The 20,984-nt window shown below is 44.0% G+C and carries 18 protein-coding genes; all 18 read right to left on the minus strand.

The window, feature by feature from the left end; genetic code table 11:
• Positions 1-6: 6 nt before the first annotated feature.
• Genes B5M42_RS11765 through B5M42_RS11845 form a run of 18 tightly spaced genes read right to left on the minus strand, consistent with a single transcriptional unit; the run spans position 7 to position 20,980 of the window.
• On the minus strand, positions 7-750 hold the full coding sequence (locus B5M42_RS11765; protein ID WP_134751405.1) for a sugar phosphate nucleotidyltransferase: 744 nt from the start codon (positions 748-750) through the stop codon (positions 7-9).
• A 25-nt stretch (positions 751-775) separates the two neighbouring features.
• A complete protein-coding gene (locus B5M42_RS25740; protein ID WP_134751403.1) occupies positions 776-1,153 on the minus strand; it encodes a GtrA family protein in 378 nt (125 codons plus the stop codon).
• Between the two features lie 28 nt (positions 1,154-1,181).
• On the minus strand, positions 1,182-3,002 hold the full coding sequence (locus B5M42_RS11770; protein ID WP_134751401.1) for a tetratricopeptide repeat protein: 1,821 nt from the start codon (positions 3,000-3,002) through the stop codon (positions 1,182-1,184).
• Entirely contained in the window at positions 2,999-3,946 is a 948-nt protein-coding gene (locus B5M42_RS11775) for a glycosyltransferase family 2 protein (RefSeq protein ID WP_134751399.1), read from the minus strand. The genes B5M42_RS11770 and B5M42_RS11775 overlap by 4 nt, the downstream gene beginning before the upstream one ends.
• A 1-nt stretch (position 3,947) precedes the next feature.
• Entirely contained in the window at positions 3,948-4,853 is a 906-nt protein-coding gene (locus tag B5M42_RS11780) for an NAD-dependent epimerase/dehydratase family protein (protein ID WP_134751397.1), read from the minus strand.
• Positions 4,850-5,920: a CDP-glucose 4,6-dehydratase gene (gene rfbG, locus B5M42_RS11785; protein WP_209280678.1), complete on the minus strand. Its 1,071-nt coding sequence runs from the start codon at positions 5,918-5,920 to the stop codon at positions 4,850-4,852. Before rfbG ends, B5M42_RS11780 begins: the two co-directional genes overlap by 4 nt.
• Complete coding sequence (rfbF, locus tag B5M42_RS11790; RefSeq protein WP_134751393.1) at positions 5,910-6,710, minus strand: glucose-1-phosphate cytidylyltransferase; 801 nt, start codon at positions 6,708-6,710, stop codon at positions 5,910-5,912. Before rfbF ends, rfbG begins: the two co-directional genes overlap by 11 nt.
• 14 nt (positions 6,711-6,724) lie before the next feature.
• Positions 6,725-8,281 carry a lipopolysaccharide biosynthesis protein RfbH gene (gene rfbH, locus B5M42_RS11795; RefSeq protein ID WP_230632866.1) on the minus strand — a complete coding sequence of 519 codons (1,557 nt, stop codon included), beginning with the start codon at positions 8,279-8,281 and terminating at the stop codon, positions 6,725-6,727.
• Positions 8,282-8,314: 33 nt separating this feature from the next.
• Complete coding sequence (locus tag B5M42_RS11800; RefSeq protein ID WP_134751391.1) at positions 8,315-10,072, minus strand: hypothetical protein; 1,758 nt, start codon at positions 10,070-10,072, stop codon at positions 8,315-8,317.
• A gap of 24 nt (positions 10,073-10,096) precedes the next feature.
• Positions 10,097-10,633, minus strand: a complete 537-nt coding sequence (locus tag B5M42_RS11805; RefSeq protein ID WP_134751389.1) for a D-glycero-alpha-D-manno-heptose-1,7-bisphosphate 7-phosphatase — start codon at positions 10,631-10,633, stop codon at positions 10,097-10,099.
• On the minus strand, positions 10,630-11,316 hold the full coding sequence (locus B5M42_RS11810; protein ID WP_134751387.1) for a nucleotidyltransferase family protein: 687 nt from the start codon (positions 11,314-11,316) through the stop codon (positions 10,630-10,632). The genes B5M42_RS11805 and B5M42_RS11810 overlap by 4 nt, the downstream gene beginning before the upstream one ends.
• 1 nt (position 11,317) lies before the next feature.
• A complete protein-coding gene (locus B5M42_RS11815; RefSeq protein WP_329959293.1) occupies positions 11,318-11,902 on the minus strand; it encodes a D-sedoheptulose-7-phosphate isomerase in 585 nt (194 codons plus the stop codon).
• A 14-nt stretch (positions 11,903-11,916) separates the two neighbouring features.
• Positions 11,917-13,527, minus strand: a complete 1,611-nt coding sequence (locus B5M42_RS11820; RefSeq protein WP_134751385.1) for an acyltransferase family protein — start codon at positions 13,525-13,527, stop codon at positions 11,917-11,919.
• Positions 13,527-14,552 (minus strand): GHMP family kinase ATP-binding protein, encoded by a 1,026-nt coding sequence (locus tag B5M42_RS11825; protein ID WP_134751383.1) that lies wholly within the window; start codon positions 14,550-14,552, stop codon positions 13,527-13,529. The genes B5M42_RS11820 and B5M42_RS11825 overlap by 1 nt, the downstream gene beginning before the upstream one ends.
• The gene (locus B5M42_RS11830) at positions 14,549-17,833 is read right to left on the minus strand and encodes a glycosyltransferase (RefSeq protein WP_134751381.1); all 3,285 of its coding nucleotides are present in this window, start codon (positions 17,831-17,833) and stop codon (positions 14,549-14,551) included. Before B5M42_RS11830 ends, B5M42_RS11825 begins: the two co-directional genes overlap by 4 nt.
• Complete coding sequence (locus tag B5M42_RS11835) at positions 17,826-19,037, minus strand: N-acylneuraminate cytidylyltransferase (protein WP_134751379.1); 1,212 nt, start codon at positions 19,035-19,037, stop codon at positions 17,826-17,828. Before B5M42_RS11835 ends, B5M42_RS11830 begins: the two co-directional genes overlap by 8 nt.
• On the minus strand, positions 18,988-19,866 hold the full coding sequence (locus tag B5M42_RS11840) for an N-acetylneuraminate synthase family protein (RefSeq protein WP_209280674.1): 879 nt from the start codon (positions 19,864-19,866) through the stop codon (positions 18,988-18,990). Before B5M42_RS11840 ends, B5M42_RS11835 begins: the two co-directional genes overlap by 50 nt.
• On the minus strand, positions 19,853-20,980 hold the full coding sequence (locus B5M42_RS11845) for a glycosyltransferase family protein (RefSeq protein ID WP_134751377.1): 1,128 nt from the start codon (positions 20,978-20,980) through the stop codon (positions 19,853-19,855). Before B5M42_RS11845 ends, B5M42_RS11840 begins: the two co-directional genes overlap by 14 nt.
• Positions 20,981-20,984: the final 4 nt, after the last annotated feature.

Genomic DNA, 20,984 nt, shown 5'->3' on the forward strand with positions numbered 1-20,984 from the left:
CTCCTCCTATAGCTTCAACTTTCCGAACTCTTCACCAAATACAATATCTTTGGCCAATTCATTCGCCTTTGCCAAAGAAGCATGGGTTCCGGCGTCCGTCCACCAGCCTTGCAATACATCATATGTCAATTCTTCCCGTTGGATATAGGCGTTGTTCACATCAGTAATTTCCAGCTCACCGCGGCCCGACGGCTTTAACGTTTGAATGATATCGAATACCGAGCTGTCGTACATATAAATGCCGGTAACCGCATAGCCGCTTTTCGGTTGAGCCGGCTTCTCCTCAATCGATACGATGTTGCTGCCAGAAAGCTCAGGAACGCCGTAACGCTGCGGATCGTGCACTTCCTGAATCAAAATTTTGGCACCGCGCTGCTGCTCGCGGAAATTGTTCACGAACGGAGCAATGCTGTCTTCGAACACATTGTCACCCAAAATAACGACTACTTGATCGTTGCCCACGAAATGGCGCGCCAAACCCAGCGCCTGGGCAATGCCACCGGCTTCATCCTGAACCTTGTACGTAAAGGAAAGGCCCCAATCCGTACCGCTGCCAAGCAAGTTTACGACATCGCCCATATGCTCTTTACCTGTGACGATCAGAATATCTTCAATCTCGGCCTGCTGCAGCTTTGCGATCGCATAAAAGATCATCGGATACTTGCCCACAGGCAGCAAATGTTTATTCGTCACTTTAGTTAACGGATATAACCGGGAGCCTGTGCCTCCAGCCAGAATGATTCCTTTCATATATCGCCCTCCATATGTAGAGAATTTACGTTGGTCGCTTGATAATAAGCTTACTTAGCAGGAACGTAACGGGTATCGTCAATATAATTACTAGCAGTGGAGCTAGCTTCGCGTTTAAACCCAACCGATTAATACATATGTAAAGAATGACTTCACTTAAAATAAATTGAACACCATATACCAAAGGAAATTGCATGCCTTTTTTGATTGAAGGCTTGCTCTTGAACACAAAAAAAGTATTCATAAAATAGGAAAATACTATACCGGCCGAATACCCGACAGCGTAAGCCATTGTATAATTAACCCAATGATCAAGCAGTAAATAAATCAGATAGGTCAAAAGGGTATTCAGCAAGCCTACAGCGACAAACTTAGCGAATTCCTTGGAAATAAGCTTTACCAAGCGACCCGTTCTCCTTGCTTAACGCTCATTATTTCGTAACCTGTTGTTTCATTCGTTCTACTGCATCATTAAAATATGCATTGGTTTGCCCTTCATTATTTAAGCCCGTCAATGCTTTTTGATAAAGCTCCATAGCTTGCGCGTACTTGGCTTCATTTTCTTTAACGTTACCCAAATAAAAATACAAATACGGATTTGGAACAGCCTCCGTTTTCTTTAACTCAAGTGATAGTGCGCGTTCGAGATAAAATCCGGCTTTATTGAACACCTTGTTTTGCAAAAAACTACTTCCGACTTGCATTAACGTTTGTGTGTCATCTGGATTGGCTGCAAGTTTTTTTTGTGCTTCCATAAGCTCTGGGATAAGCGAGATATCAACTTGATTCATTTCCAAGCTGCTTGAATCCATATCGGAAATGCTCTTGATTTGTTCACGCGTCATGAAATTCGCCAAATAACCCTTTTCGTCGAAAACAAATATTTTATCGTAGTCTTGAATGTGAATATGTTCCAAAGTTTTCTTGGAGATGTAGGTTCCCGCTTTCTCCTCACTTTCATTTGTAACTCCGATGGTCCAATAAGACTTATGAATGTGGTTAAAGCTCCTATCGATGAATTTAGAAGCTTTAAAAGGGTTAAAGCTCGAAGTAGCGCCTATGACTAAAACATGATCTCCCGGTTGAATTTGCTGTTGAATAAACGGAAAATTGTTGAGCATATGTCTATTGATTTGTTCTTGGCTTAAAATCCAGACAGATGTTTGACTGTGGTAACTTCTATGATTCCATACAATGCTTAAAAACGCCAAAATAGCTGCTCCCACCATCAAAGAACGTCGATTAAATAAACGATGGCTAAAATAGGTTTCCTCCACGAGCATAATAAGGGAAAAACTAAGCGGAGCGGCTAACCATGCATAGAAATTAAATAAATGGTTGGGCAAAACAGCGTTTGGAGCATACGTTAATAGCCCCATGCCGAATAATAAAATCATTTTGTTCCAATTGGTCTTGGCCATGAAGTTGATCGCAAAAGCGGCAATAAGGGTAACAAGCGTAAATGGATTCGTAAAATGTTTCAAATAAAACCAGTACGTTTTGACGATAGAAATTGGATTCACGCTAATATAATATGTGTCTTGATTATTGGCCTCGGAATTGATAAAGGGACTGTTGGTGATGAAACTGCTTTGGAAAAAAACAAGACCGTACATGAAAATTGTATATAAGATTAGAAGACTTAAATAACGTCTGTATTCTTTCTCATAAAACCATTGATACCCCCAAAAAAACAATAAAACTAAAACGTAAGTTTCTTTGGAGAAAAAACACAAAAATATAGTAACGAAAGGAAGGATCTTAAAAATAAACCGTTGATCTGATTTATACTTTAACCATGCAATCAAGGTATTGATCATAAAAAAATAAGCGATTGTATTATAAATATCAAACCAGTAGTTACTATAGAATTCAGGGTGAGCAAATATGGAGATCAAATAAATGAAAACAAATACCATACTTAACTTCGTTTTACCTGAAAGCAATTTAACAAAATATATCGTTAATCCAATATTTAACAAGACGATTCCAATCAAACACAAATTAAAAACTTGAAAATTAAAATCGGCAAACAACGACATGACAATGGTTGAAACAAAGCGGGTTTGTTTAAACAAATCGCCACCTATATGAAAATCTATAGCGGAAGTGTAATACACATAGTTATCCGCATGATAGGGCACTGAGGGGTCAAAATAACCGGGATAAATAAACTTCAAACAAAGATAATAACAAACGAATATTAATATAGCAATTTTGAACAAGCTGATAAATGAACTATTCGATTTCATCTTATTTGTTCCTTCTCTACATTGAACTGCTTCTCAATAATGGTTAACGGCTTTCTTTTCACCTGCTGATATATTCTTCCTAAATACTCGCCGATTATGCCTAGGAACAAAGCGTTTAAACTTAGCGATAATAAGATTAATATGGTTAAGGTCGCAAAGCCGGCCGGCCAGTCGGCCCCCAAAATTTTACCAATTAAATAACAAACTAACCCGAGAAATGTGATAACACTGACGGATAAACCAACATAAGTAGCAAACCGAAGCGGGACCAAGGAGTGATTTAAAATACCATCGAAGGCCAACTTCATCAATTGACTGAACGAAAATTTACTGCTCCCTTTTAGACGTTCATTACGATCATAGGGAAGGCCGATTTGATTAAATCCCATTGAAGCAATAGCGCCGCGCAAATAAGGCTGTTCATCATGAAGTTGCCAAAGCTGGTCTAGAATTTGACGATCAACTAATCGAAAATCACCAGCATCGCGGGGAATTGTTTCCTCACTTAATTTATCAATAATATAATAAAATAGTTTGCGGATTTGATTGATGAGCCAATTTTCTTTTCTGGATTTGCGGATTCCATACACCACTTGATAGCCTTGCTTCCACTTCTCTAAAAAAGCAGGTATCATGTCAAGGGGATCTTGCAAATCGCAATCGATTTGAATAGCTACATCACCGCGTGCATGCAAATACCCGGTTAAAATCGACTTTTGATAACCAAAATTTTTCGAGAAGCGAATTACCTTTACTTTTTTGTCTGATTGAGCCAATCGCTCCAATAGTTCTGGCGTTCGGTCTACACTATGATTGTCTGTAAAAATGACTTCATAATCGTATTCCGGCTGCAAGGAATCGGTCAGTTTTTTCAACTCAACATACAAAGTTTCAATATTCTCTTCCTCATTGAAAACTGGCACGACAAAAGAAATTAAACGCATGTCAGGATTCCCCTTTAATTAAGCAACTTCGCACGATCTGCTCAATCCCTTCCTTCAAACTGGTTGAATGGCTCCAGCCCAGCTTCCGCAAAGGTTCACAGTCTGCGACTGAGTATAAAATTTCGTTTTCCCGATCCGGCAGTGCGCCAAAATTCAATTTCGTTGTGGCTTTAGTAACCTCCTTAGCCAACTTTACGAAACTCTGTATGGATATGGCCGCTCCACTTCCTAATTCGAAAGCAGAAATTTGTTCAAGCTTGCTTCTTTGTTTAATTAGATAAAGGTATGCCTTTACCGCGTCGTCGACAAAAATAAAATCTCTCTGCTGTTCGCCGGAAGTCAAATCAATCTCAGATTCGTTACCGATCAAGCGATTGATAATACTCATTACAAATTTGGATTCGTTATCCAACGGACCATATAAATGCTCCAGTTTCACATTAATAAACTGTGCCGAGTCCAGAGCAGCAACGTGCTTCTCTGCCATTTCCGCAAAACATTGCTTGCTCCAACGATAATTATGTAAATAACCGTAAGCTTGATAATTCGGTTTATTAAAAAAAGTATCCGTATTGATAAAAGCACCCTGCGGATGGGTGGCTGTCAAAGCTTCCAATACTTTCAATGGAAAAACAACATTATCTTCGATGACTGCACTGCCCTGCTGCTTGTGACCGTAATTTGTGGCAGCATGAATAACCGTATCGATTCGATGAACACGGAAGATGTCTTCAACCGATGTCATATCGATATTGTACAGAAACATGTTGGGAAGCACCTGTTTCAACCTGGACGAGTCCGACGAAGACCGTTTCAGAGCAATCACCTTATATCCATGTTGGAGCAATCCCTTTACCAGATGACTGCCCAAAAATCCGGCCGCTCCTGTTACCGCAATCTCCATCATTGCTGATACTCCATAATTTGTTTGACGCTGACTTCAAACAAGGACTCGCCTTTTAAGTCCGCTTCTGTCCACTCGACTATTTTGTCAAGGGCTTGATGTAAACTCCATTTGGGTTTCCATTGCAGCTGGCTGTGAGCTTTCGAACAGTCCAATTTCAAATAATGGGCTTCATGGAAATTTCCATCTTGTACAATGGTATAACCTTGATGGGGGCCATTCCATTTCTCGCACAAGGCTTCAACGATCCAACGAACTGGTTCCACATCCTGATCATATGGGCCGAAATTCCAAGCTTCAGCAAACTGCGCTCCGTCTCGATACAGCTTCTCGGCCAATTTCATGTAACCGCTTAAAGGCTCCAGTACATGCTGCCACGGGCGAATAGCCTGAGGATTACGAATGATGATGGGTTGTCTATTCACTAATGAGTGAATAATATCCGGAATTAATCGGTCTTGGGCCCAGTCGCCGCCGCCGATCACATTGCCCGCTCTTGCAGAAGCAACAGCAACCCGGTGCAGTTCATACTGGTCAGGATGAAAAAAAGAATTGCGGTAAGCAGAAGTAACCAGCTCGGAACAAGCTTTGCTGCTGGAATACGGGTCATAACCGCCCAACGCTTCATTTTCTCTATATCCCCAAACCCATTCCTGGTTCTCATAACATTTATCTGTTGTAATATTGATAACTGCGCGGATCGTAGAACATGCTTTTACCGCTTCCAACATGTTGACAGTCCCCATTACATTTGTAGTATAGGTTTCAACCGGAGAACGATAAGACTCCCGAACCAAAGGTTGCGCAGCCATGTGAAATACGATATCGGGCTCAGCCTGCTGCATGCTTGCTGTTAAATAACTTAGGTCGCGAACGTCGCCAATAATGGATGATTCCAGCCGGTCCGCCAAACCGCATTTTTCAAACATCGACGGCTGTGTCGGAATATCCAACGAATATCCGGTTACAAGAGCGCCTTTTTGCAAGAGCCACAAACTTAACCACGAGCCTTTGAAGCCCGTATGTCCTGTAACAAACACTTTTTTATTATTCCAGAATTTATCCACGATATTCCCCCGCAAATGATTCCCAGGTTTTCCAAGGTGCTTGTCCGGTTTTCCAAAGCTGCTCCAATTGATTCTTATCCCGTAAAGTGTCCATCGGTTGCCAAAAACCATGATGTTTATAAGCCATCAATTCGTTTTTTATCGCCAAATTTTCTAAAGGCTCTTTTTCCAAAACAGTCTCATCTCCGTCGATAAAATCAAATACTTCAGGCTGCATGACGAAGAAGCCCGCGTTGATCCAAGCGCCGTCCCCTTTTGGCTTTTCTTGAAAGCCAAGAACCTCGTCCTGATCCGTCAAGCTGAGAGCTCCAAAACGACCACTTGGCTGAACCGTAGTTACCGTAGCAAGCCTACCGTGAAGCTTATGGTAATTCACTAACTCTGCGATGTTAATATCGGAGACGCCGTCTCCGTAAGTCAGCATAAACGGTTCATCTTTGACGAAAGGCTGAATACGTTTGACCCGGCCTCCGGTCATTGTATCTAAGCCGGTATTAACCAGTGTTACCCGCCAAGGCTCAGCCGAATGCTGATGAGTGATCAGTTGATTTTCGTTGGTAAAATCAAAAGTGACATCCGATTCATGTAGAAAATAATGGGCAAAATATTCTTTAATAAAGAACCCTTTGTAGCCTAAACAAATAATAAAATCATTAAATCCGTAAGCCGAATATCCCTTCATAATATGCCACAGAATCGGTTTTTCTCCAATTTCAATCATCGGTTTCGGCCTTAAATGCGATTCTTCACTGATGCGAGTGCCATAACCTCCGGCAAGGATCACAACTTTCATGCTAACAATCCTCCTTAAGAATGCGCTTTAACAAATTCTTGAATTTTGCCGATGACGTAGTCAATCATCTCGGCTGTTAATCCCGGGTACACACCTACCAGAAAAGTATCGTTCAAGATTTTGTCCGTATTCCGCAAATCACCAACTACACGAAAGTTCGCATTGGCAAACGCCGGCTGTCTAATTAAATTTCCAGCAAACAGCATCCGGGTCTGAATCCGATTTCGCTCCAAAAACGCGACAATTTCATTACGCGAAAATTTGACCTGCTCACGTAACGTTAAAATAAAGCCGAACCAGCTCGGCTCTGAACCCGGTGTAGGGTGCGGCAATATAAAATAATCATTCAAGTCCTGAAGTCCCGCAAGCAAACGACTGAAATTATCTCGGCGCGCTTTAACGAATCCGGGCACTTTTTTTAATTGCTCGACACCTACGGCCGCTTGCATTTCTGTCACCCTCAAATTATAACCGATATGAGAATATGTATATTTATGATCATATCCATAAGGAAGGGAGCCTAATTGCCAATCAAATCGTTTTTTGCACGTATTGTCACACCCCGAAGGACACCAGCAATCCCGTCCCCAGTCGCGGAAAGATTCAAGAATCATTTTCAGCTGAGCATCGTTTGTATAGACCGCACCGCCTTCTCCCATTGTCATATGGTGCGGCGGATAAAAACTGGACGTGCCAATATGTCCATGAGTGCCCGTCAATTTACCTTGATATAGCGAACCCAGGGCATCGCAGTTATCTTCAATTACCCAAAGCTGATACTTGCGGGCTACAACCAGAACTGTGTCCAAGTCAAACGGATTTCCCATCGTATGCGCGATCATAATGGCTTTGGTTTTGGGCGTGACAGCAGCCTCGATCTGATCGGCCAATATATTGTAAGTTCCCAAGTCCACGTCCACAAAGACTGGAATCGCCCCGTTTTGAATAATTGGCGCTACCGTGGTAGGAAATCCCGCTGCCACTGTAATCACTTCATCACCCGGCATAACTCTGCGCTCACCCAGTTTGGGTGATGTTAATGCAGAAAAAGCCAACAAATTGGCTGAAGAACCGGAATTGGTCAGTAAGGCGTATTTGACTCCCATAAATGCAGCAAATTCTTGCTCGAATCTTTTATTATACCGCCCGGCTGTCAACCAGAAATCTAACGAAGCGTCAACTAGGCTTTTCATTTCTTGTTCATCGTACACTCTGCCTCCATAAAAGATCGAAGAGGATTGTGAATCGAATGCCACTTCTTTTTTATGGAATAGCTGATAAAATGTATCGACTTTCGACATGAGCTCGAACCGCAGCACTTTCTCCAGTTCAGCTTTGGCTAAGCTACCTGCCGGATCAAACGCTTCATCCGAACGTATGAACATTTTATTTCTTATATCCAGAACATAGCGAGCAGAGCTTCCTTCCACGTTCACATAAATTTGAAACGCTTCGTCAGTAATCGGGCTTTCCTTTAAGCCAATAGCTTGAAACGCCTGATCTGCCATTTCAATTATCACTACTGATTGTTGTCGTTGCTTCAAATGAATAAGATCCCCTAATTTAAACATTTTCGTCACTGTCTCCTCTAAGCTATAGGACTTTTATTGTAGTATAGTCTTTCCCATTTTCAAATTATTTGGTATAGATATCCACAATAAACACATTTGATTATCGATTCTATAGAAGGCAAATTTTCCGGGCTCCAGCTTCGACAATGACTCATTGTTTACGGCTGTATCCGATAGAGAGTAAGTAACATTCCGATCCTGATCAACCAAAGAAATGTCTTTCATTTTATCGAAATTTGTAACTATTTTGTAAAACAATTTTTCTCCGGAAGCCGTTATCTGCGCATAGGCTGAATCGGGAATAGCCCAATCTTCCGGCCGAATTGTGACCGGAGTTGAATGTTTCGAACCTATATAGAAATCAGTCACATCTTCCATCAAACGGGTAGTGGTATTGAATTTTAGCAACAAGAGATCCGTTTGAGCTAAATCGACGGCTGACAAGTCATCAACATACGTAACTTTTAAGCTTGGATTCTCAGCATACACTTGAAAAAAGGTTGAACCTTGTAGCGTCCATATTAATGCCGGATCATTTTGTATATAAATGGTCTTAAATCTAATGTTTAATCCATATTGCTTTATACTGCTTGCATAAGTGCTATCAGCAATATGTAAAGCATCCATAAAATAAACTCTATCCAAAAATTTCCTAACATACAAATCATTTTTGAATACAGGAATACAAATGAGTAACAAGAGTATATATTTCACTACATTTTTCAGTTGCAGCCGGGGCAACACGTAAGCTGTGAGCAGCAGCAGTACCGCATAAGGAGCATATAACCATCGATACTCCTGTCGAATTGTGATGGAGGCTGCCAGCAACAAAGACAGCATAAGTACCATACCTAGTCCAAAAATTACGAAGCTCTTATTATGCTCCAATTTGCTCTTGAGAAATTGCCTTATTAAAGCAATTAACAAAACAAGGTAAATACCTGAAATCAGAACGCTTAATGTTTGTGTCATCAAAGATTCTTGCGGAAAATTAATACCATTCAAATATGGCGCTCCTACATTTATACCCACCATATTTAATAAGCCACAACCTACGAATATAACAATTTGTAAAAAGTCAAATCCAATGGCTGCTCCTCCGGTTCCTTGGAGAAAGGTAATATCAATAACTATTTTTTTTAGAGCTACATTCAGCAATACAGGAGTAATCGTCCACAAAGCATAGTACCACTTCTTTTTTTTATAAATATACATTAATAACAGGAACAAGAATGGAACTGTAACAATATAGCGTTCATGTGTAAAAATCAATAATGTTTGAAGCAGTAGCAAAGCATAGAGATTAATTCTCTTCGGATTTTGATAAATATATACGCAAAACAACAGCATAAGTAAAAAAAGGATTAGTGCAACTGCTTCCATTAAACCATATATCTGCAGCACATTGTAGTAAGAAAAGCGGCAAGTGACAAAAATCAATGCAAATATGAAAGCATAGAGAGTTTTTCGAGTAAGCAGCAGCAATAAACAAAACATCAAAACAACCGCTATAAAATTCACGATTATGTTAAAAAAAATATATAACTGGAGGTCAGTTCCAAAAATTTTAGCCGTTACATACTGAAAAAAATTAAAAACTGGACGGTATTTTCCGAATGGTGCAGAAAACAAAGTGTAATGCAATAAACTCTCTTGACCGCTCTGAATTGCATGCAAGCTAAAAAGATCATCGCCCATAATGGTTTGAAATTTAAATTTAACGAACCAGCTCAAATTAACGAAAAACAAAATTATGACTGCAATTGAGTTCCGATACTTTAATGCACGCATACTTATTCCGATCCTCCATAACTTCTATATCCACTTCACCAATTCGGAAAGATTTTGAATAACGCTAGTTGCTGCTGTCTCTCTTTGCTTGATGGGATCTGTAGCCAGTAAAAGGTTTGTCTTTACGCCTGCATTCCTTCCGGCTTGAATGTCCGATTCTTGATCACCTACAAGCAATGAACTTCCCAAATCCAAGGAAAAGGCGTCCCGCGCTGCCAGAATCATTCCGGGATTCGGCTTGCGAAACATACTATCCTGCCTGTACGGCGGAATACCGTCCAAATGGTACGGGCAAAAGTATACCCGATTAATCAGGACCCTGGCTTCCGCAAAGCGTTCAAGCATCCAATTATTCAACGTATGAAACTGCTCCTCTGTATAATAACCCTTGGCTATTCCAGCTTGATTCGTAATAATGATCAATTTGTATTGTGCCGCCTGAAATTCCCGTAATACTTCAAACACATGAGGCTGAAATTCAAAATCAACAATGCGGTGCACGTAATTTTTCTCTACATTAATTACACCGTCACGGTCCAAGAACAGCGCTTTTGTTTTCATTCCGGCAGATCCTCTTGCGCCCTGTGATAATCTTCCGGGATACCGATGTCAATGAAATAAGCATCTGATGGATACGCCATAAAGGCTCGATTATGAACGTAACGCTGCAAGTAATCGACTTCCATCGAGAACGAACCGGGAAGTTCCAGCCCGTCAAACAACGAGGTTTGAGCCGCATAAACACCTCCGCTGATAAATCCGGACTGTACCCACATCTTTTCTTGAAAATCCACAACGCGATTTTGCTTCAAATGAAGTGAACCATAGCGATCAAAATTAGTCATGGGCTTAACCGCAATCGTAAGCTCGGCTTTCGTTGTAATATGAACATCCATCATATCCTGTAAATGGACAGCAAACATAGTATCACCGTTAAGGATTAAAGTATGATTACCTTCAATCAGGGACATAGCTTTTTTTATGGCTCCCCCCGTACCTAAAGGCATTTCTTCCCGAGAATACACAATAGCCGCTTGTTTGAATGCTTTTCCATAATAAGACTCAATGATCTCATGTTTAAATCCTGTAGAAAGGACGATCCTCGTCACACCCGATCGGCACAGTTGATTAAAGATATAATTTAAAAACGGCACTCCCCGCACGGGGGCCATCGGCTTCGGCACATCGGATACGACCGATTGCAGTCTGGTGCCAAAGCCTCCGGCTAATACGATGGCTTCCATCTTAAAACCCATCCCCGAAGATCGCTTGCTCGACAGCCGCACAAATGATATGACCTACCAGAATATGCGCTTCCTGAATTCTTGGCGTTTCATCTGAAGGAATCTTGATGCAATAATCGCAAAGCGCCTCCATCTTGCCTCCCTTGGCTCCGGTGAGGCCAACGGTAATGATGCTTTTTTCTTTACAGGCTTCAAGCGCCTTAACTACATTCGCGGAGTTGCCCGAGGTAGAAATTCCGATAAACAAATCTCCTTCGTTCCCATTGGCTTGAATTTGACGCGAGAACAATCGCTCATAACCGTAGTCGTTGCCAATCGCCGTCAGGATAGAGGTATCCGTCGTCAATGCGATGGAGGCGAGGCCCGGACGATCAAAATAAAAACGGCTTACGAATTCCCCTGCAATATGCTGAGCATCGGCTGCACTTCCCCCGTTGCCGGCAATCAACGTTTTGTTGCCTTTCTGATAGACCTCGATCGCCTTTGCACATACGGTTTCGATTAATTGAACCATTGCAGGATCCTGCAGCATGGCTTGCTTTATTTCATAGGATTTTTGAATTTGATTGGAAATAAATGCGTTCACGGATATTCTCTCCTTTAATGAAATGCGATTCGGCTAACTAAGGCGCTCATCACCCTTTGGTCGGCGTCTTGCGCACCAGGCTGATGGGCTCCGTCAAACATGATGGTAATAGTATAACTCGACAAGTTGTCATGAACGGGCGCTTGGAGTTGCAACGATTGGCCGGCAGAGATGTCCTGCTCGGCTACTTGCTTATTGTTGAGCAGCAGTCGAACGTGGTGGATTTCCTTAAAGGCTTCCGGAACAAATCCTTCGACAATCACGTTATGGGCATCGGCGGGCTTGGACAGTTGGACCGATGCGCTGGTATTAATCCAGCGATAAGCTTCATCGGGGCTTTGCGGATGCCAGCCGCCGGAGAAGATAGATTCGCTTTTCGTGTAAGGAAACGTTACGATAGCCGGTTTCTCGTTATAGAAATGCGCAGCGATGACAAGCAATACAAACACAGCGGCAAACTGCCACCAGCGGATGCCCGCCAGCTTGTCCAATACGTAGGCATAACCGCGAGCGATGTTTGTCCATGTGGTGACGAATACGCCGGGTACAAACGCTTCCGGAACAAAGCGCTGTTTTTTGAGCGCAAGCGCTCTTTTTTCAATCAAATGCCAGGAAAGCACAGATAACAACAGTGTAATGAAAAAACTATAAAGAAAATTCAGCGGAGCCGACATGCTTCCGCCGTGATAATAGGTTACTGCTTGCTGAACTGGAAACGCGTAAATGTACATACCGTAAGAGAAATCGCCCAGTCGGGAAAATTCAGCAAATTTCCATATCGTGATATAGGCGACATACAACGTTAAATAACTTCCGAATATAATAAAAAATTCTTTAAGACCGCCGTAATTGGCTGCCAGGTAAAGGATAACCACGCAAAACATCGCGAAATATTTGTTCATCGGGATGTACGCGCGAAATATATACATCATCATGCCCGCCGAGAAATAACAGAAAAGCTGACAGAGATCAATGACCTGCAAGCCGAAAATTTGTTTGCCGAAAGGCCAGATCTGGTCGTAAAAGAAATACACAAACAGGGTCAAGGAAAACAAAACGACCATAAACGTCTTATAACGAAGCATCCCCAAAATACCTGCGATGGCCACAATTCCGTAACACAACACCTCAAACGGAATGGTCCAGAGGGAGCCGTTAACGGAGTTCTTATATACATTCCCCTCGAATACGCCAGGAAGGTTCCATTGCATCGGGTATAACAATAACGCTTTGACATATTGATACGTTTGCGAATTCGTCAAGTACTCGCCCGTCGGCAAGCTGGTCACAAGCGTGCCAAGCACAAACGCAGATAACAGGATTGCAACAATCAAAGCCGGGTAAATTCTTAAAAACCGCGCCTTCGCAAATATAAATATATTTTTTGAACGCTCATAGCTTTGCGTAATCAGGAATCCGCTAATAATAAAGAAAATGGCCACGCCAAGCGCACCGCTGTTCCATTTGCCGTGAGTCAGAACAGCAATCGCATCTCCGCCTCCAATACCTGCTCCAAGAGGATAGGAATGATCGTAAATCACCAGTATGGCAGCGATAAAACGCATAATATCGTAATTATTCCTGCGCCCGACCGCGACGCTTTCCAAGGTCTTGAACCGTTCCATTATACCCTCCAGCTCTGCGCCCCGTTTTCCGTAAAATGAAAGTTGATTACCGTACCCGGATGTTCGTTTAACGCTGCAATCAGTTGAAGTCTATGTACAGGGTTGACCATAAACATCATAAACCCGCCGCCCCCGGCTCCGGATACTTTGCCTGCGTAGGCTCCCGCTCCGATTGCGGCATCATAGATGGTGTCGATCGCGGTGTTCGTGATGGATTGCGCCATTCTTTTTTTAGCCGCCCATGATTTACCGAGATACTCGGCAAAGTTCATGATATCTCCTTTTAAAAGGGATTCTTTCATAATCAAGGCGTCAGCCTTTAATTCGTGCATGGCATTGATCGATTTTTCATTTTTGTTTTCGGCATTCTGCACTTGTTCTTTGATGATGTTGGCCGATTCCCGCGAAGCGCCCGTGTAGTACAACACAATGGAATTTTCCATTTCGTTGACGATCCAATCCTTCACGCGCAGTGGATTCACGATAACGCGATCTTCAGCGTAAAATTCAATAAAATTAAAGCCACCGAACGTAGCCGCATACTGATCCTGACGTCCGCCGCTTAGTCCTACGTCGATTCTTTCGATTTCATAGGCGAGATGAGCCATGTCATATTCGCCGAACGGCAAGTTCAGCCACTCGGTAAAAGCGCTCAGAATGGCCACCACCATGGTAGACGACGAGCCGAGACCGGACCCCGCCGGAGCATCCGAATAAGTCGTCATGGTAAATGAAAGCGGATTGCCTCCATTGTACTGGCGAACGATCCGGTTGTAAATTCCTTTGTGCAGATCTAGTATGCCGTCTAATTCCAAAAACGATGCGGTTTCCAATTCGACCCGCTCATTCCGGTCCGCTGCATAAAACACGATTTTATTGTCATTTGTTGTTTCAATTGTGCAATAGGCATACATATCGATCGTGACGTTTAATACATATCCGCCGTACTGATCGCAATATGGAGAAACATCTGTCCCCCCTCCCGCTAATCCAAGTCGCAGTGGCGCTTTTGAACGTATAATCATTTGGATTCGTTCCTTTCGATATCAAAATCCTCGGCAATCGTATTCCAGACACTGGAAAATGAAAAATATTGGTTTACATATGCAGATGAACGCATGGCAAGCCGGCTCAACTGCTCTTCGCTGCGGTATAAAGCAATCGTCTGTCGGGCAAATTCAGACGAATCATCCGTTCTGACCACGTAGTCGTCAATATCAGGAAGTCCCTCTGCACCAACACTCGTTGTTATAATCGGCAACTGATTGTACAGCGCTTCGACGACCTTGCCCTTCACACCGGCACCATACCTAAGGGGAACTACGACCAATTTGCAACGATCATAATAAGACTGCAGTTCTTCATCGCTGACAAACCCCGTAACGACAATGTGCTCGCTTTGCAACTGGCGTATCCGTTCAGGCGGCTTCGAGCCAACAATATAAAAACGAATCTCGGGAAGACTTTTGAGCACCTCCGGAAAGACATGCTCGACAAACCACATTACCGCATCGACATTCGGCTTGTGGCCGAATCCGCCGACAAACAGCAGCCCGCTTCTGTGGCTGAAATTTGCAGGTACATATTCTCGTTCATCGAAGATGTACGCTGGAATCGCTTTAGCCGGTGTAGATATGTGCTGCTCGTGCAATGCATTGATTTCAACCTGCGACGGATAATAGACACGGTCCGCTTTACGACACAATTCCAGCTCAATCTGCTTCCAATTCGCTGAAGATTGCAGCAATGCGGGATTTCCCGAAAGCTCGTATTCCCGCTGCTCACGCAAATAGTGCAGATCGTGTCCGTAATACACAATTCGCGCAGAGGTCAGCTTTCTAAACAAATCCATATATTTAATGGAGATATGCGGTCGATTCAAAAGCACGTAATCAATGTACAAGCTATGCGACTTTATCCATTCCCTGATATGAGACGCATACCATTTCCCGTACAGAACTTCAACGCCCAGTTGCTGCAATACCGTCGTATAGGGTTCATGTCTGAAAAAGTTATCCCCAATGAACTTTACGTTAAAACCGCATTGTACAAAAAAACGAATATATTGAAACACCGTCCTGCTGCCTGCATCCTGATCGAAGTGTGGAACATAGTGGTCGACGATCACCAGTGTTTTTTTATAACGACTGCGATCCCGGGCCCAGTAAACATGCGTCGCATTCTCAAACTGTCCGCTTTCAAGCTCAGCAGCCCATTTCGCGATGAATTTCTCGCGATTTTGAAGCTGATAGTTTTTCACGCCTTGGTTCACATCGGTGCCGTGCGAAATTCCCTCAAAGTGAACAACGACAGATAACGGCTGCAGCACGACACGGTAACCGATCCTGCGAATTTCAAACGCCAAATCGGAATCCTCAAAATAGGCCGGAACGTACCGCTCGTCAAATCCGCCAATCCGCTCCCACAATGCGGATCGCACCATAATGGCCGCACCTGAAATGTAGTCTACGTCTTTCACATAATTAAATTCCGGTTTCTCCGGATCGTCCAGCCTGCCGAAATTCCAGCCGCTGGCGTCCTTCCAGATGATACCGCCCGCCTCCTGCATCCGTCCGTCCGGATACACCAGCTTGGAGCCAGTCATCCCGATCGTATGATCCCTGTCCATCACATCCATCAAATGCTTCAACCAGTCACGCTGCACGTTCGTGTCGTTGTTTAAAAATAGCAGGTATTTCCCTTTGGCAAACTTGGCTGCATGGTTGCAGTTCAAAAGAAAGCCGCGGTTCGTTCCATCGCGTATAATCGTGATATTCTCGACAAGCTCGGCCAAGTGAACCGTTCGGTCAGTAGACATATCGTCGGCGATCACAATCTCATAAGCAATGTCCGTGGTATGTTTCAGAATGCTCTTTAAACAACTGTAGGTAAAAGAAAATTGGTTATAAACAGGAATAATAATTGAGACTAGCGGCGCAGCGGACACTGGAAAATAAAGCCTGTCATAAGCTTCTTGATCCACAGGAGCCTGAAATGTTTGGATTGTGGGAGTCTTTATTTCCTGATGACGGTCGACAAACTGATCAATACGTTCGGATAACAGCCGGCTATCATCCACTTTCCAGTAATACGCCAGCTTCTTGAGATTGTTCCGATTCAGGCTTCTCCAAACGAATTTGGGACTGAGAACGGCTCGTTTCGCCAGCTTCAACAGCAAACGCCTTCTGCTATGAACTGGAGCGAGAACGTCTCTTAATTTATAGTATTTCAACAAAATTTTCCATCCGCCGGAATTTAAAATGACTTGCAGCCGTTCGTTCAGCTCGCGTTCTTTCGCCGTTAGTTCAACGAGAGAAACCGACTGCTGCTCGATGAGCTTCTCGTAGCCGATCAAGTTGTCGATTTGTTGCAATGCCTCAGCCATACTGCTAGACAATCGGGCTACCTCATCATTTCTATCAAGCAACCTAACGTCCAGAGCTGTCGCCTTTTCCGATAGCTCGGCAATCCGCTGTTGCGCCGCTACGGCATCAACCATCGCTTGCTCATAGGCCTGCTGCTGTAATCTCAGTTCCTTGTCTTGAAGCTCAAGGGCATTCTGCAACCTTTCCCTCGCCGTCTGTTCATGCAGAAAAACTCGTTTCCACTCGATAAGCTCTCGATGCTTGTGAAGAAACAAAATCTGATCAAATTCTCGATTTAACAACTTTTCATGCATTTCTAGAAAATAATGATGAACTCTGCATTTCGGCAGATCGATCATACGAGCAGGTTCTAGTTTATGTAAAAAGGAATACTCAAAAAAAGATTCCCGATAATCCTGATCGAAGGAGTAATGCTCCAGAACCTCTTGGCTGAGAACAAAACACGCTTCGGAGCAAGAGGCAAAAACAGGGATCCGATCCGGTAAATTTTGAAATAATTGCCGATAGTGCAACTGGCCTTCGATATAATCAATTCCGAGTTGATGTTTACCGAACAACTGGCCGTCTACGTAATACTGCTCCACCCAAGCAGCTTGTGTTCCTGGCTCCAGAACCAGATTGGCAAAGAAGTCGGAGGCAAATTCAATGTCGCTGTGCACAAACACAACAAACTCACCTTGCGCCAACTCCGCTCCTTTATTATAGAGTGTGCCTTTATTTGCAACGAAATGTGGAAATACATAAATGTGCTCAATTCCATAAGCACGCGCCAGTTCTACCGAAGCATCTTTTGAATGGTTATCAATGAATACGAGTTGAACGTGATCCAGCGGGATTGTTTGATTCTTCAGGCTGTCAAACAAACGGCTGCAATATTCAGCTGCGTCGGCATTAATAATAACAAGCGAAAGATTATTCATGATTCCTCCCCAACACGATGATATCACAGAGCTCTCTTACGCAGCCTTCGCCGCCCTTCTTCGTGCACACATAATCGGCGATACGAAGGATTTGCTCGCTTGCATCAGAGGGAGCCGCGGCCAAATAAGCATGACGCATGCTTTCCAAATCGTTCACATCGTCGCCGATATAAGCAGTTGACGCAAAGGAATATTGCGGGTGCTCTTCGTAGAACTTGTCCAGAAATCCCTTTTTATCTTTGATGCCCATATGGACATAATCAGCATGCAGCTTCACCCCTCTACGTTCGACAACCGAAATATGCTCGGATGTCAACAGCATGACATGTATGCCACATTGCTTGAGCAGCTCAATCCCCTTACCGTCACGGGTATTGAATTTTTTCATCTCTTCTCCCGATGTCGAGTAGTACATGCCCGCATCCGTCAACACGCCGTCGACATCGCAGACCAACAAATTGATGCGGTCGAAGTGACAAGGCGGACTGGTCCTCATCTTCAAGCCTTCGGCAATCACCCAATCCGACGGCTCATCCAGCTCAAAATAACTCGCCTCCGACATCTCATAGCCCACAATTGCTCCGGATATTCTGCATCCGGTCGCAAGCAACAATTCGCGCCGCGTTATGTACATTGCGCCGTTCTCAACCAAGTATCCCGTCCAATCCTGTCTCCGGGGTCTTTGCCGGTAATCATAATTGAGTGGAGAAATCCGGTTGCGCTCATCCTGCTCCCATACAAATCGCTTTTGTCTCACGACTGATACCAGACTATCGGCCTTGGTCTCCATATATTGGGCAAAAGCGGCTGTCAGGTCTGCCGCCTCCAGTAATGGAGAAGTCGCTTGAATCAACACGATATGACTGCAAGGATGTTCTTCAGCGAATTCCAGCATGACGGATTCCGTTGAAGCCGTATCTGTTGCGCTTTCTTCGGAGCGAGAGATGACGCGTACCTTGGAGAAGCCGAATGATTCCACCGTATTGTGGATTTCCTCATGATCTGTCGCCACGTAAATTTCATCGATGCACCCGGCTTGCTCCGCTGCCTGCAACGTCCAGTACAGCAAAGGCTTGCCGCAAAAGTTAGCGATATTTTTCAACGGAATACTCTTGCTTCCTCCTCGTGCGGGAATAAAGGCAACCACTTTTTGCTCAACCGGAGAATTCACGCTTGAGCTTTCTTCTTTGGACCTTTTCGACATCGAGAATATCCTCTCTTTTGTAAGTTAACGCCTTCTGTACATTAGCCAGATCTCTGCATAACCTTCTCATGCCGTCAGGCTCCAGGCTTGCTGCATGATCCGTTCCCTTCCAAGTGCGGTCCAGCGTAAAATGTCTTTCAAAGTAAGTAGCTCCCAGCGCCAAAGCCGCTACATCCGCGGCAATGCCCAGATGATGTCCGGAGAAGCCAATACCCTTCACCCGATCTCCATATTGCTCCTGCAAACGGCGAATATCAAGCAGCGACAAATCCTCAAAACTTACAGGATATCCCGAAACGCAGGAATACACGACCAGGTCGCGATTCCGTTTTCTCTCAGTGAAAAATTGCAAAATCCGTTCTTCTTCTTCAATTGTGGTCATTCCGAACGAAAGATGTATTTCGCCTTCATAGTGTTCTGCCAGATAGCCCAACATCGCAAAATCAAGGTTGCAGGCCGAAGGAATTTTCAAAAATTGCGGTTCGAGGGCAACGATTTCCTTGGCCGAAGTCAGATCCCAGACTGAAGTACTGTACACAACTCCGTTTGCTTCACAATGACGCTTCAGCTCCTCGTGCTGCTCGGCCGTAAGCTCCAGAAACTCGCGATGCGCACCGTAGGTTTCGCCGTAAGCATGCACGGGATTCGGGTGTGGCGCATTGTATTCTGCTTCGTTTAATAAATCTTTAGGGCTGCGTTTTTGTAATTTGACAGCGTCTACCTTGCAAAATCGAGCTGCTGTCTCAATCATTTCCTTGGCAATTGCCATATCTCCTTTATGGTTACAGCCTATTTCCGCTACAACAAAGGTTAGCTTATTCGGGTTCACTTATGTTCCCTCCGTTTTCAAATGGAAGATCAAGTTGACGATAGATCAGGTTTAGAATCCGCAGCAGCGCTTGCCCATCGTTTCGATCGTTGACATACTCCGCCGCGCGACGAATCCGCTCCGGAAGAGCTCTATAGGTGAGAAACTGTTCCAGCGTTTCCCTCATGTCCTCTTTCTTGTAAACACCAAGCGCTGCATCCATCCGCACAAAAGGAAGAAACTCCTCTTCTCCACTCAAATTGATCAGCAGCAGCGGCTTACCCATAATAATCGCATCTAAGGCTGTCGTGGAAAAAAAGGTCATCATCCGGTCACAGCTGGCGATCAATTGCTCAGTATCCCGATATTTCATCACGATCGCATCTGAGGCAACCTCATCGACGATTGCCTGGATCTCATCTATTTGCTGTCCTGGATGAATCTGCAGCAGCAACTGGCAACCTCTACTCGCTCCAAAAAATTGGGCCGTTTCCGCTATACTATGATGAATTTCTTCCGGGGTCGGCCGATTGCCTGCTCCCGGACCTTGCGTCGTGAACAAAATCCATTGTTTGTTCAGATCAAGCCGCAGCTCTCGCGCAAGCTCCTCGCGCTGCGGCTTTTTATTCATCGAAGCATCGAAGGGAATGCCGCCGGTTAGGACAATTTGGTGAGGATTCATCCCTTCCCGAATGAGAAAATCGCGAGTAAATTCCCCCCACGCAGCAAACAAATTCCCTTCAAACGGTACAAAGGCATGCCGAGAATAGCGATTCGGCGTACCGTGCTGCAAGATGATGCTGGGAATACGCGTCTGCTTGCAGAAACGGACGGCATTCCTCAGGATATAATTCACTTCTATGGCAATAAACAATTCGGGCTCCAAATCGGAAATCGCGCGAATCAGCGGCTCCAATCCCCAACCCAAATCAAAATCGTGATTGCGGGGGAGCTGTGTAAACTCATCCAGCATCCGGTAGGGGAGGTTAAGTTGTGCAGCAATCGCTTGTTCTTCTCGAGTCATCAGGACAAGCGAGACATGAAAGCGAGTGTCCTGAACGAGCTCCGCAACCAGTGGGAGCAATTTTTTCAAGTGTCGAGGCAGGTAGGAGAAGATCAGCACATTTTTTCTCATGACA

Origin of the sequence: Paenibacillus athensensis (assembly GCF_004514475.2) — a bacterium.
GTDB lineage: Bacteria > Bacillota > Bacilli > Paenibacillales > NBRC-103111 > Paenibacillus_AL > Paenibacillus_AL athensensis.

Bases quoted from the DNA above. Each gene is read 5' to 3' on its own strand.
- B5M42_RS11770 (WP_134751401.1), bottom strand. From the start codon at position 3,002: ATGAAATCGAATAGTTCATTTATCAGCTTGTTCAAAATTGCTATATTA.
- B5M42_RS11780 (WP_134751397.1), bottom strand. From the start codon at position 4,853: ATGATGGAGATTGCGGTAACAGGAGCGGCCGGATTTTTGGGCAGTCAT.
- B5M42_RS11845 (WP_134751377.1), bottom strand. From the start codon at position 20,980: ATGAGAAAAAATGTGCTGATCTTCTCCTACCTGCCTCGACACTTGAAA.
- B5M42_RS11805 (WP_134751389.1), bottom strand. From the start codon at position 10,633: ATGAAAACAAAAGCGCTGTTCTTGGACCGTGACGGTGTAATTAATGTA.
- B5M42_RS11825 (WP_134751383.1), bottom strand. From the start codon at position 14,552: ATGATTATACGTTCAAAAGCGCCACTGCGACTTGGATTAGCGGGAGGG.
- B5M42_RS11820 (WP_134751385.1), bottom strand. From the start codon at position 13,527: ATGGAACGGTTCAAGACCTTGGAAAGCGTCGCGGTCGGGCGCAGGAAT.
- rfbH (WP_230632866.1), bottom strand. From the start codon at position 8,281: ATGTTTAAATTAGGGGATCTTATTCATTTGAAGCAACGACAACAATCA.
- B5M42_RS11800 (WP_134751391.1), bottom strand. From the start codon at position 10,072: ATGCGTGCATTAAAGTATCGGAACTCAATTGCAGTCATAATTTTGTTT.
- B5M42_RS11775 (WP_134751399.1), bottom strand. From the start codon at position 3,946: ATGCGTTTAATTTCTTTTGTCGTGCCAGTTTTCAATGAGGAAGAGAAT.
- B5M42_RS11810 (WP_134751387.1), bottom strand. From the start codon at position 11,316: ATGGAAGCCATCGTATTAGCCGGAGGCTTTGGCACCAGACTGCAATCG.
- B5M42_RS11835 (WP_134751379.1), bottom strand. From the start codon at position 19,037: ATGTCGAAAAGGTCCAAAGAAGAAAGCTCAAGCGTGAATTCTCCGGTT.
- B5M42_RS11830 (WP_134751381.1), bottom strand. From the start codon at position 17,833: ATGAATAATCTTTCGCTTGTTATTATTAATGCCGACGCAGCTGAATAT.
- rfbF (WP_134751393.1), bottom strand. From the start codon at position 6,710: ATGAAAGTTGTGATCCTTGCCGGAGGTTATGGCACTCGCATCAGTGAA.
- B5M42_RS11765 (WP_134751405.1), bottom strand. From the start codon at position 750: ATGAAAGGAATCATTCTGGCTGGAGGCACAGGCTCCCGGTTATATCCG.